Source organism: Natrarchaeobius chitinivorans (genome assembly GCF_003841505.1).
Classification (GTDB): Archaea; Halobacteriota; Halobacteria; order Halobacteriales; family Natrialbaceae; genus Natrarchaeobius; species Natrarchaeobius chitinivorans.
In genome coordinates this window covers 1-11823 of record NZ_REGA01000008.1, presented here as the reverse complement: position 1 = coordinate 11823, position 11823 = coordinate 1, and the positions used below count along the sequence as shown (strand labels likewise).

General features: G+C 64.2%; 13 protein-coding genes and 1 pseudogene. 3 read left to right on the top strand and 11 right to left on the bottom strand.

What is annotated here, in order from left to right; all coding sequences use genetic code 11:
* Positions 1 to 30 precede the first annotated feature (30 nt).
* Positions 31 to 699: a hypothetical protein gene (locus EA473_RS10450; protein ID WP_124195611.1), complete on the top strand. Its 669-nt coding sequence runs from the start codon at positions 31 to 33 to the stop codon at positions 697 to 699.
* A 201-nt stretch (positions 700 to 900) separates the two neighbouring features.
* Here EA473_RS10450 and EA473_RS10445 read toward each other — a convergent pair whose 3' ends face one another.
* The 5 genes from EA473_RS10445 to rpl18a form a co-directional block, all read right to left on the bottom strand.
* On the bottom strand, positions 901 to 2517 hold the full coding sequence (locus EA473_RS10445) for a Coenzyme F420 hydrogenase/dehydrogenase, beta subunit C-terminal domain (RefSeq protein WP_124195610.1): 1617 nt from the start codon (positions 2515 to 2517) through the stop codon (positions 901 to 903).
* Positions 2507 to 4207 (bottom strand): nitrite/sulfite reductase, encoded by a 1701-nt coding sequence (locus EA473_RS10440; protein WP_124195609.1) that lies wholly within the window; start codon positions 4205 to 4207, stop codon positions 2507 to 2509. Before EA473_RS10440 ends, EA473_RS10445 begins: the two co-directional genes overlap by 11 nt.
* A 511-nt stretch (positions 4208 to 4718) precedes the next feature.
* Positions 4719 to 6080 carry a signal recognition particle-docking protein FtsY gene (ftsY, locus tag EA473_RS10435; RefSeq protein WP_124195608.1) on the bottom strand — a complete coding sequence of 454 codons (1362 nt, stop codon included), beginning with the start codon at positions 6078 to 6080 and terminating at the stop codon, positions 4719 to 4721.
* 14 nt (positions 6081 to 6094) lie between these two features.
* On the bottom strand, positions 6095 to 6547 hold the full coding sequence (pfdA, locus tag EA473_RS10430) for a prefoldin subunit alpha (protein WP_124195607.1): 453 nt from the start codon (positions 6545 to 6547) through the stop codon (positions 6095 to 6097).
* Positions 6544 to 6720 carry a 50S ribosomal protein L18Ae gene (rpl18a, locus tag EA473_RS10425; protein WP_124195606.1) on the bottom strand — a complete coding sequence of 59 codons (177 nt, stop codon included), beginning with the start codon at positions 6718 to 6720 and terminating at the stop codon, positions 6544 to 6546. The genes pfdA and rpl18a overlap by 4 nt, the downstream gene beginning before the upstream one ends.
* A 121-nt stretch (positions 6721 to 6841) precedes the next feature.
* Between rpl18a and EA473_RS10420 the strand changes: the two genes are divergently transcribed.
* Complete coding sequence (locus EA473_RS10420; protein WP_124195605.1) at positions 6842 to 7153, top strand: ASCH domain-containing protein; 312 nt, start codon at positions 6842 to 6844, stop codon at positions 7151 to 7153.
* A 78-nt stretch (positions 7154 to 7231) separates the two neighbouring features.
* On the opposite strand, the gene EA473_RS10415 is transcribed toward EA473_RS10420, so the two are convergent.
* The 6 genes from EA473_RS10415 to EA473_RS10390 all read right to left on the bottom strand — a co-directional run bounded on the left by EA473_RS10415 (position 7232) and on the right by EA473_RS10390 (position 11043).
* On the bottom strand, positions 7232 to 8032 hold the full coding sequence (locus EA473_RS10415) for a DUF7847 domain-containing protein (RefSeq protein WP_124195604.1): 801 nt from the start codon (positions 8030 to 8032) through the stop codon (positions 7232 to 7234).
* A 141-nt stretch (positions 8033 to 8173) separates the two neighbouring features.
* On the bottom strand, positions 8174 to 8839 hold the full coding sequence (locus EA473_RS10410; protein WP_124195603.1) for a translation initiation factor IF-6: 666 nt from the start codon (positions 8837 to 8839) through the stop codon (positions 8174 to 8176).
* Between the two features lie 2 nt (positions 8840 to 8841).
* A complete protein-coding gene (locus EA473_RS10405) occupies positions 8842 to 9120 on the bottom strand; it encodes a 50S ribosomal protein L31e (RefSeq protein WP_124195602.1) in 279 nt (92 codons plus the stop codon).
* 2 nt (positions 9121 to 9122) lie between these two features.
* Positions 9123 to 9275 carry a 50S ribosomal protein L39e gene (locus EA473_RS10400; protein ID WP_124195601.1) on the bottom strand — a complete coding sequence of 51 codons (153 nt, stop codon included), beginning with the start codon at positions 9273 to 9275 and terminating at the stop codon, positions 9123 to 9125.
* Between the two features lie 121 nt (positions 9276 to 9396).
* Entirely contained in the window at positions 9397 to 9954 is a 558-nt protein-coding gene (gene thpR / locus EA473_RS10395; RefSeq protein ID WP_124195600.1) for an RNA 2',3'-cyclic phosphodiesterase, read from the bottom strand.
* Between the two features lie 42 nt (positions 9955 to 9996).
* Positions 9997 to 11043: a stage II sporulation protein M gene (locus EA473_RS10390; RefSeq protein WP_124195599.1), complete on the bottom strand. Its 1047-nt coding sequence runs from the start codon at positions 11041 to 11043 to the stop codon at positions 9997 to 9999.
* Between the two features lie 658 nt (positions 11044 to 11701).
* Between EA473_RS10390 and EA473_RS10385 the strand changes: the two are divergent.
* Positions 11702 to 11823: pseudogene (locus tag EA473_RS10385) on the top strand (IS6 family transposase); the annotation flags it as partial.

The following is an 11823-nucleotide window of genomic DNA, read 5'->3' as shown; positions in this document are numbered from 1 at the left end:
ACTTATACACACCCGTCAAAAACTCGACCTGTGAACCGTACCGGATTCGCAAAGCGCCACACCGCGAGTCGTCGATCGGTCCTCGTCGGGTCGGGTGTCGCCCTCGGAGCGCTCTCGGGATGTCTGTCGCGACTCTCCACGGAATCGAACGTCTCCGAATCCGAAATCGAGGATTGCGAGGTGTCGTACCTCGAAGCCGAACTCTTCGACGGCGATCCGCCGTCTATCGACGCGTCGGTTACCTCGAGCGAGCGTCACGATACGACGTTCGAGAAAGTCGTCGTGGAATCAACTTGGATCGTTCCCGGCGTCGACGTCCTCGAGATCGAGTTTCGGCCCGGCGATTCCCTTCCGGCGGACGCGCCGTCGTCGGCCGACGATCCGTTCGCCGATCTCGAGGCCTTTCACGACACGCTCTCAGCAGTTCTCGAATCCGGCGACGAGACGGTCGTTCACTCCGGACACGACGAGTTTTACGAGATTCGCGATGCGTTCATCGACGCGTTCGATCTCACCGGAGCCGAGGGGAAGACGGTAACGCTCGCACACGATGGGGAACCGATCGACGCGTCGCTGTCGATCGAGGAATTTCACGGCGACGGCGAGGCGGAGGCGGTCTACTACGTTTCGGATACGGAGACCTATCGCGTCGACAGTCACGATGGCGAACCCGAGGACGGAATCCCGATGTCGTGTTGACGGCCGGCGTCTTCTCCGACGGCCGGTTCCGCGAGTGGTCCCGGCGTCAGATCACCGCGTCAGTAGGTGAGGAGGGAGAGACAGCCGGCGTTGGGGGCTGACGGACGGGGTGAAGAGTTGGCGGGGAGACGGACGAGGTGACAGGTGACGGGATGGCGGTCGTGGTGAGAGGTGACAGCCGTCGATCGAGAGGAAATCGACTCAGTGCCCCTGATCGTGCGGATTCAGCGCCGTCCCGTAGTTCTCCGCGTGGTCGGTGTAGTCGATAAAGCGCGGTGCGTCGGGGTCGAACGGCCGCTCTAAGCTCTCGAAGGCCTTCTTCTTGTCCCAGCCCTGGAGCTTGCCGACGGCCGACTTGTCCTCGAGATCGTGGTAGTCGAGTTTCGGCTCGGTGAGTTCCCACGCGTTGACGCCTTGCTCGGTCCGGAGGATGACGCTCGAGTACTCGTCGGAGGAACCGACGGAGCCGACGGTGACGTCCGAACAGAAGCCGGTGAAGTCGGCACACTCGTCACAGCCTTTGAGCGCGGCGTCGTGGAAGTTCTCGACGTCTTCCTCGAGGATCATCTCGCCGTCGTGGTCGTAGACCATCATCTTGCCGTGGAGGACGTCCATTTTGCCGATCTCGTCGGGTGCGATGTCGCGTTTCTCCTCGAGTTGCTCGCCGATGAGGCTGTAGTAGTTGAAGTTCTTCGTACACATCAGCGCGATGGTGTACTCCACCGCCTGAATGCCCTCGTCATGGGCCTGGTAGTCCCACTCGAAGTCCTGCAGGGCGCGGATGCCTTCGATCTCACAGGGCGTGCCGACGAGCGCGAGGCTGATGTCGTCCCACTCTTTCTCGGGGAGCTTGTGCTCCCACTGTTTCAGGTCGAGATTCCCGAGCGCGAGCGTCTGGTTGTAGACGGTGCCGGCGTTCTCGATTAGTTCCTCTTCGGTGGTCGCGAGGAAGCTCTCTGCCTTCCAGGGTTCGTCGTCGCTCTCGGTGGCGATCAGTGCGCCGTCGATCTCGCCTTCCTCGAGCAGCGTCGCGAGAATGCCGGTGACGACGCCGCCGTCCTGTGCGCCGTCGGTCCAGTCGTCGTCGACCTTCGCGGAGAACTCCGTGATCGGGTCGCCCGCGCCCTTGACGTTGTCCTCGCCGCCGGTGATCTTCCACTGGCGCTCGTAGCGCAGGCCGCCGCGGGGACAGAAGTCCCAACACATCGAACAGCCGGTGCACATCTTGACGAGTTTCGGCAGGTCGTCGTCGCCGACGCCGATCGAGTCCGACGGACAGGCGGCGACACAGGTTCCACACTGGATACACCGGCCTTCGTCGATTACGGCTTCGTCGAGCTCGTGGAACCAGGTCTTCTCATCGGGCGTCTCGATGTCGTTCATCTCCGATCGGATCGAGTACGCCGGCGTCTCCAGGTCGACGCCTTCCGGAACGCCGACGCGGGTGTCCGGCGCGTCGTCGTAGACGTCTTGGCTCACGTTCTCGGCGGGGTCGGTGAACTCGAGGTCGCCGAGTTCGCCGCCGTCGTCGACGTTGGCGACGCCCGCGCCGTCCGTGACGACGGGCTTCGATCCGCGCTCGGCGGTCGACTTCTCGTCGCAGGTGCAGGCGTCGGGAGCGCAGCCGTCACCGGCATCGGCGCTCGAGTCCGCGCCGTCCGTCCGGATCGCGCCGTCTCGAGCGTGATCTGTCCCGTCGCGCGATCGCGGCGCGGCGCTTCCGGCGTCGGGAACGACGACGGCCTCGTCGTCGTCCGACTCGGGGACGCCAGGAAGGTGTCGGTTCGGGCGGTCGTCGCCGTTTTCGTCAGTCCCCATGCGCGACACCTCCGGCGACCGGGGCGTTCGCCCCCTGCATGATCGTTCGGAGCCGCTCGTTGTCGACGCGGCGACACCAGGCGTAGAACGCCTCGTCGTCGCGCCGATCGTCCGCGTAGGCGTCGAACAGCTGCTCGAGCGCCGGGATCACGGCGTGGGCGGGGACGGCGCTCTCGACCCAGTCTAAGAACTCGTTGTCCGCGCCGAGCGAGCCGCCGAGGCCGAAGTCCATCCCCTCGACGATGTTGTCGCCCTCGTCGTTCGGGCTGTCTTCGTCCTCGAGTTTGACGGTCTCGCCGCGAAAGCCGATGTCCGCGATCTGTGGCTGTGCGCACGACGCCGAACAGCCGGACATGTGCATGCGAATGGCCTCGATGTCGTCCGGAACGTCGATCCGTTCGTCGAGTTCGCGCGCCCAGCGCTTGGTACGCTTTTTCGTCTCGATGATGGCGTAGTTACAGAATTCGTTGCCCGTACAGCCGACGGCCCCGCGGGAGAACGGGCCGGGATCCGGCTGGTACTCCCGGGCGAACGGCTCGGCGAGGAGCTCGTCGACGTTCTCCTCGGGGACGTGCGTGATGAGGAAGTTCTGGTCGGTCGCGAGGCGGACCGAGGCGTCCTCGGTGCCGTACTTCTTCGCGGCGCGGGCCGCCTGGGCGAACTCGTCGCCGCCCATCCGGCCGGCGATGACGTTGAAGCCGACGTATGTGAGGCCGTCCTGTTTCTGGTCGTGGACGCCGACGTGGTCGCCCTGGTAGCCGACGGTCAGGTTCTCGCCGCCGGTCGGAAGATCGACGGTGCAGCGGTCGCGCACTGCCTCCTCGAACGTCTCGGGGCCAAGCTGCTCGACGAGATAGCGCATCCGGCAGACGCCGCGGTTGTTGCGGTCGCCGAGTTCTTTGAACGTCTGGGCGACGGCGCGGACGAACTCGACGACGTCTTCCGGCGGGATGAAGACGTCGAGTTCCGAGGCCATCCGTGGCCCGTCCGAGAGGCCGCCGCCGACGCGGGCGTGAAAGCCGTAATAGTGTTCGCCCTCGAGTTCTTTTTTCGCCGGCACCAGGCCGACGTCGTTGATCTGGGACTGCGCGCAGTCGTGGGCACAACCCGTGATCGTGAGCTTGAACTTCCGCGGGAGGTTGGCGTACTCGCGGTTGCCGGTGAAGTAATCGGAGACGGCGTCGACGACCGGCTGGGCGTTGAAACACTCGTGGTCGCTGATCCCGGCGGCGGGACAGCCGAGTACGTTCCGGGCGGAGTCGCCACAGCCCTGGACCGTCGTCAGTCCGACCTCGTCGTACCGGTCCCACATCTCGGGGACGTCCTCGATACGAATCCAGTGTTTCTGGATGTCCTGGCGGGTCGTGATGTCAAGGTAGGCGTCGCCCCAGAGTTCGTTTTGCTCCTCGCCGCCGTACTCCTCGGGTGCGACCGCGAGGTCGTCGGTTACCTCGCCGATCACTTCGGCCTGCTCGGGCGTGAGTTTCCCGCCGGGGACTTTCGTCCGGATCATGAAGTAACCCTCCTGCTTCTGGGCGTACATGCCGGCCCACTTCAGGCGCTCCCACTCGCCGTCGCCGGCGCGGTCTTCGATTTCCTCGAACGTGAGGCCGTCCTCGGCGTACTCGTAGACGTCCTCGAGTACGTCGAGGGGGTGTTTCTCCTGTTTGTATCGTTCGGTCGTGTTCATTCGTCCCACCGCCTGCCGGCGTGACTGTTCTGCAAGGCGGTCGTTCCGATCTCTTCAGATCCCATCGTTTAGCGGGTAATAATCCCCCCGAAGTATACCTCTCCGTAATGTGGCGAAAGCTGACGTCGGTCGCCCTATGCGGAGAATATTACCTCGAAAAATCAGCTCTCGATTTTCGATTCGCGTGAAACCCGCTCGAGAGTATCGAACGATCCGGTTTCGGTTTCGGGCCTCTCGAGGACGTCACCGGTACCGGCAAACTTCTCCGGCGGGGGTTTCTATGCTATTCCCTCACAACCGGGGCCGGGAGATATCGTAGCCACTGCACGTCATCCCACACCTGCTCGCCAGACGGATCGGGCGGTTGCTGTCGATATCCCGGTGAGATCGCGGCCTCATCTGCCAGGCAACGACTGATGCGGATTGGTGTCGCGTTTTCCCGGTGATCACCGACCTCGTCCGGGCGATCACCGGTACAGATCTTCGACGCTCCGTCTGACAGTAGACCGCCTCAGGACGCGTCGTCCTCGAGCAGGCGATCGACCATCTCGTCGGGGTCGAAGCGCTCGAGGTGGTCGTACCCCTGCCCGACGCCGAGAAAGAGGATCGGTTTTCCGGTGACGTGGGCGACCGAAATCGCCGCGCCGCCGTTCGAGTCGGCGTCTGCCTTCGTGAGGATCGCGCCGTCGATCTCGGCGGCGTCGTCGAACTCGCGGGCGCGGTTGACCGCGTCCTGTCCGGCGACCGCTTCGTCGACGAACAGCGTCATATCGGGACCGACGACGCGGTCGATCTTCTCGAGTTGATCCATCAGCCCCTCGTCGGTGTGGAGCCGGCCCGCGGTGTCGCCGAGCACGACGTCGACGTCGTTGGCCTCGGCGTACTCGACGGCGTCGTACAGCACCGCCGCCGGGTCACCGCCCTGTTCGTGGCTGATGAGCTTCGTCCCGAGCGCGTCGGCGTGCTCCTGGATCTGTTCGTTGGCCCCCGCGCGGTAGGTGTCGCCGTTTGCCATCACGGTCGAGTAGCCTCGTTCCTCGAAGTACCGGCTGAGTTTGGCGATCGAAGTCGTCTTTCCGACGCCGTTGACGCCGGTGAAGACGATCGTGACGGGCTTGTCCTCGACGGCGATCCGCTCGTCGAAGTCGAACTGCCCGACGCTGATCACGTCGTAGATCGCGTCCCGCAGCGCCTCCTCGACGACGGCACCAGTCGAGGTCGTAAACGTCCGCGTCTCGCCGATCAGCTCCTCCCGGATGTTGTCGAGGATCTCCTCGGCGACGCCCATCTCGACGTCGCTCGAGAGCAACGCCAGTTCGAGTTCCTGCAACGGTCCCTCGAGGTCGTCCTCCTCGATGACGAACTTGCCTTTGACGAGGGACTTCGCCTTGCGGCCGAAGCCGGTCGAGCCGTTATCGTCGTCCGCCGCCTCTTGCTGGTCTTCGGCTGCGTTGGACCCTTCGGCTGCGTCTGGCCCGCCGGTCGTCCCCGCGTCGTCCGTCTCGATCCCGTCAGTTGCGTCCGAACCTGCCTTCTCCCCGAGATTCTCCGCGTTCTCCTCGAGAGCCGTTTCAGCCGTCTCGCGTGGCTCGAACTCCTCCTCGAGGACGGCTGTCCCCTCGGAATCGGAGGGGGACGGATCCGCCGCGGCAGAATCCGCACCCGACGGTTCCGTTGCTCTCCCCTCCGTTTCGGCGGGTACTTCGTCCGAGGGAGCGTCGGCGTCGTCCGCATCGTCGAGTTCCGCGCCGTCCGCGTCGATGTCGTCCTCGTCGTCGAGTTCCGCGTCCTCGACCGCTTCGACGTTCTCTTCGGCCGCTTCTTCGGCGTCCTTGCGGAAGCTCCCGAGTTTCTCCTTCAGGTTGTCGAACATGGGCGGCTCCTACGTTACTCGTCGGGACCTGGTCCCTGACCTCCCATCTGCTGCATCTGCTGTTGCATCGCCTGCTGTTGGAGCTGCTGGGCCTGCTGTTCGAGTTCGCTGCTCTCGGACTCGAGTTCGGCGATCTGCTCGTTGAGTTCGCTGATCTGCTCGTCGAGGTGATCTTTCTTGTTCTCGAGGGCGTCGACGGCACCGTCCTGTTCGAACTCGGCTGCATAGTCCGAACCGATCTCGACGATCGCCTCGTCGATATCTTCGATCGTCGCACGGAGGTATGCCCCGCCACCGAGCGGTACCTGGACTGTCGAACCGGTTTCGAGGGTCTCGAGTGCGTCGATGGCCTCGTCCGCTTCGCTCTTCTCGCTTTGAACCGATTCGACGTTGTTCTGTAGAACCTGGATCTGCTCTTGAATCTCCTGGAGTTCCTGGGACAGCTGCTGGAGTTGCTGTTGGCTCATCGCTGCTCGACCTCCTCGAGTTCGATCTGGGTTCGTTTGAGACCGTGCTGGCTCCCGAGCTGGGAGAGCGTGTGCTCGCGGGCGACGTTCTCGTTTTCGGCGTCGATCGTCGTCTCGAACTCGGCGAAGCCGTCGCGGTTCTTGAACCGACCGGTGACCGTATATTGACTCATGGCTTTCACTCCGGCGGGCAGTCGGAAGAATCTTCCCTTCCATCGGAGGCGATCGACGCGAGCCCGGCCCGCCGCTCGAGTGCTGGCAAACCGTTTTGCTCGTCGCCGGTGACGGGTGCGTATGGGCGACATCGATCCCACCGAACTGCTACCGAGCGGTCGGATGCGCGAGGGCGTCCTCCACGGTGACGTCACGCAGATCCACCGCGGCCACCAGTACGCATCGGAAGGAGACACGTTCGATATCGACGGCGAACGCTTCGAAGTGACGTCCGTGACCGAGCGCACGCTTGGCGATCTGACCGACGAGGACGCGCGGGCGGAAGGGATGGCCGACCTCGAGGCCTACAGACGGCTGCTCGAGCGCGCCCACGAAAATTTCGAGTGGGACGACGACAACGAGGTCGTCTTGCATCGCTTCGAACGACGGTAGCGGGCGACCGCTCCGTCAGTTCGCCACCCGATCCGCATCGATCGCCGTTAGCTCGCATCCCGTCTGCACCGATCGCCGTTAGCTCGCCACCCGATCCGGAATCAGTCGCGTGTAGTAGGCCGTGTGTACGGAGTAGAGATACGAGTAGAGCAGACCGGTGACGACGACGGCGACGAGAATCGTGATCGCGTGCGCGAGCGTCTGGTCGACGCCGTCGACGAGTCCGGGTTCGACTAACGCGAACTCGAGTCCAACGATCGGCGTGAACACGACGATGCTGATTCCGATCCACAGAAGCGAGTAGCCGACGACGCTCGCGAGGTTCGACCGAACGACGTCGATGCTCCGGGAGAACGAGCCGAACGCTCGCTCGTTTTCGACGACGATCGCCGTGCTGTAAAACTGGAGGAACAGAAAGAGGACGAAGACGAGCAGGAACATGCCGAGGACGAGCAGCATACCGACGCCGACGCCCAGCACCGCCAGCGCGCCGCCCTCCGCTCCCGCGAGTCCGATGCCGGCTGCGATGCCGAAAAACGCGATCAGCACGCCGCCGAAGGCGATGGCGAACATCAGCGCACCGAAGAGAACCGACGCGCCGAGCAACGAGAGGTAAAACGCCTTTCCGGACGCTGCGAGTTGGCCGAGCGTCGTCGCCGACTCCTCTAACGCCTCGAGAGCCATCCCGATGATGCCGCCGAGGAAAAACGGCGCGAGCAGAAATCCGACGACGCTGACGCCGATGGCGACCCACGGGTTGATGAGTTCTACCGCTGTACCCAACTGGCTGACGGTCGCAAAGAGCAACCCGGCGAGGAGTATCACGGGATTTTCCCGGAGGACTGTCCAGCCGTCTCGAAATGCGGGGAGTACTGCCATTGCGACTAGGTCTTCGCGGACGGCGTAGTTAGCCCTCCCGTAGGCTCAAAATCGGTTTTGAGTAACCCCTGCGGCGGGGACAGCCCGTTCGTAACAAGTGCGAACGGTCGTGGAAAAGGCGTCCGCCGGATCGCCGAACCGCTACTCGAGATATCCGAGCGCGTCCTCGATCCGGCCCAGTTCCGGTCCGGTGGTGTCTTCGCCGACGACGTAGCCGGACTCGTTGGCGACGAGGCCCGAGCCCACGAGCGGCGCGCCGTAGTTGACGGTGCCCACGTCGGCTCTGACGTCGAGTGCCTCCTCGAGGAAGTCCAGTTCCTCGTCGGTCGCCTTCGGATGACAGAGCACGCCCGAATTCGTCGCGACGGCCGCGGTCCCGACGGTCCGCACCCCCGCGAGGTCGCCGCGTTCGACGGGAACCTCGAGGGTGTCCTTGACGATCTGGATCGCGTTCCGTGGGAGGTCGGGGTGGACGTACGCGCCGTAGTCGTTCGCGAGGACGACGTTACCGGCGGCGTTGATGTTGCCCGGGAGTTCTGCGACCGGGACGTCGAGTTCCTCGGTGAGCCGTTCGCGTTCGTACTCGAGTGCGCGCGAACTCACGAGGAGTCCGTTCTCGTTACCCGTCGCTAACGCGCCGACCGTCGAGGAGCCGCCGACGGTCGTCGGTAACGCGGGCACCTCGAGTTCCTCGGAGAGTGCGGTGACGACGTCGTCGTCGACGTCCTGGCGAACGAGCACGCACGAGTCGGTCGCACGGGCGAACACGCCGACGTACGCCGATCCGGCGAAGGCGAGACGCTGCAAGTTTACTCGGCGACCTCGGCTTCGACGACGGCCTCTCCTTCCTCGTCGAAGCGAGCTGCACGGACGCGGAGCTTTCGCGGCGGGTTAGATCGGCCCTGCGACCAGACTTCCTCGTTGATCGACGGATCGAGACGGATCGCGTCCTCGTCGACCGCGAACTGTTTCGCGAGGTGTTCGCGGATGAGTCGCATCGCGTAGTCCGCGGCTTCGTGGTTCGGTCCTTTCTTGACGTCGCGCAGCGGAACGGTGACGACGCGTTCCTCGAAATCAGTTGCGCTCATCGTTACTCGTCAGTGTCGTTGCGCCGCCAGTTGCGTCGCTTCGGGTTTCGCTGGACGTTCATGTCGGTTTTCATCATCACCCAGACCGGCACGCGGCTGTTCTGGTTCTCGAGTTTGGCAAGTCGCTTCTTCTTGCCCTTCGATTTCTTACCCATAGTAGCCCCAGGTAGCCCACGCTGGCTTAAAATCTTGTCCATTGGAAGCCATCCCGTGACTCGAGCGCAGAGCACCCCGATTAGGGCGCAGTGACCGTCTGTCGGCTTACAGCAGTCGGTATCACTCGAGGGGAAACCGTTCGACGGTCGAGTACACCGGGCCGTCGCTGGTGAGGGTGCTCTCGGTCAGTCGAACCGCTTCGACCGTCGTCTCGCCGATCGTCGGGTCGCGGTCGCGAACGAACTCCTGGACCAGTTCCTTTCCGCCGGCGTGTTCCATCCGCGCGAGCGTCACGTGAGGCGTAAAGTCGTGGTCTTCGGGGTCGAACCCCATCGCAGTCGTTCGGTCTTCGATCGACTCGTGTAGCTCGGTCAGTTGCCCGCCGCCGGCCTCGACGCCGAGCCAGACCACGCTGATGTACTCGAGATCCGGGAAGACGCCGAGGCCGCCGTAGCGGACGGGAAACGGGTCGACGCCCGCGTCGTCGACGGCGGCCGCGAGTTCGTCCGCGAGCGTCGGCAGTCGGTCCTCGTCGACCTCTCCCAGGAACGTCAGCGTGACGTGTGCCTGTTCGGGATCGGTGACGTTCAGCCCGCTCGCGTCAGACAGTTCGGCCTGGAGGTCGGCGATCGGTTGTGCGAACTCGTCGGGAAGATCGACGCTGACGAACAGTCGCATACTCGTTCTCGAACGGGAACGATATAGTAGCTACTGGGAAACTTACGGCATGCCCGTTTCGTCGTCGATCGCCTCGAGCCGTTCGGCGAACAGCATCTCGAGCAGTTCCGGCGTGACGTAGGCCTCGACGAACGCCGCGAGGACGAGCAGGAGCCAGGCGAAGCCGACGAACGCGAGCGTCCGGAGGACGTAGGGCTTGCCGAGGAACGTGTCGCGCCGTCCGAGAACGCGCTCGGCGAGCCGATAGAGGAGACGGAAGCCGACGCCGGCGGCGATAAACAGCGCGGCGAGTTCGAAGATCCCGTGAGGTGCCAGCCCGACGATGACGTAATCGAACCCGGTGACGCCGACGATGGCGGCGACGACGTTGCCGACGATAATACCGTTGAAGAGCATGATCACCGCCGTCAGCACGCCGAGTGACAGCGCGCCGATGATCGACAGCACGAACGGCTGGCTGTTGTTTACGATGAAAAAGGTCGCCGTCAGTTCGAACTCCTCGTCCTCGAATTCGGGAAACAGCCCCTCTTCGAGGAGTTCCATGAGCAACTCGAGCAAGTTCACGCCCGCGAGCAACAGCGCGACGCCGACGAGGATCCCGAACGCGAACAGTCCGGTCGCGAACCAGACGTATCGTCGGTGTTCGATTCGGGCGGCATCGAGCCCCTCGAGCAGCCACGGGGCGCGTGCTCGCCCCACGAACGCGATGGCGAGAAACGCCACTCCGAGAACCGTCACACCGGCGACGGGGAGGGGGTCGTCGTGGGTGGCGACCGTCGCGGCCGCCGTGACGAACGAAACCACCGCGAGGGCCACGAGGAGCGCGCTCCAGTTTCTGACGGCGTTCGGTCCCGGATCGGGGCCGCCGGCCGTCAGCCTCGGCGACGATCCCGATGGTTCCGACGGCGATTCCGACGCCGACCGTCCGCCCCCGTTCGGCCCGTGTTCCGGTTCGGATGCTGAAGGATCGACGCGAATCCGCGATTCGTCGTCCGACCCATCGTCCCGGTCGGGGCGGTCTCGAACGGAGCCGCCGCGATCGGACCCGTCCCCGGTTCCACCGCCGTCTCCGTTTTCGTCGTCGTTCATGTATATCGCTTACACAAAACGGCGGATAAATCCGCCGACAACTTGCCGGCGGGATTCGACTCGAGGGGTCCGGCCATCGGAACTCGACTCGAGCGGTGCACCGCCGAGATCCAACTCGAGCGGTGCGGCCGTGGTTGCCGCATTCATACGGTTTACTATCCGTCAGTACCGACGCCCCCGCCGCTTGGATCGCGGGTGCGTGGTACTCGGTACAGCAAACCGTATCACGGCCGCCGCCGGGCGAGCGCGTTCCGACACTGCCGCCGTCTCCGCCGATCGAACCCCTCCTCGAGCGTCGCGTGGCGAGCGTACGCCGTTCGGAAGGTCCGCCGGAGGTCAATACGCTCTGCGGGCGGCACGGTTCGGGCGTAGAGCCCGACGAATCGCGTTTCGGCGCGGGCGCAGTGCGTATCCCGCGTGAGTGACGTGGGCGTTCTCCCAGTCCAGAATCTCGGTGATCCCGCCGGTCGACCCGACGAGCAGTTTCCGGGATGGTAGTCGCCGTGTCTACGACCGGGTTCCACTCTTCGTCGCCCGGTCCCGGGAGCGAGAGCGCCTCGAGCACCCGCTCGAAATCTCAATCACTGTTCACATGGCGGAGTCGGCACTGTCTAGATGAGAGTTTGAGGAACGAGCAGGTGGTGGCGAGAAGTGTCCAATGCAACTCGCCAACCTGCTCAGAGAGACCTTAGACGTGGATTGTGATGAGGTTTGGGAGAACGAGCGCACCCCGACACCCGTCAGGGTGTTCGCGGTGCGTCTGCATTCGATGGGATTGTC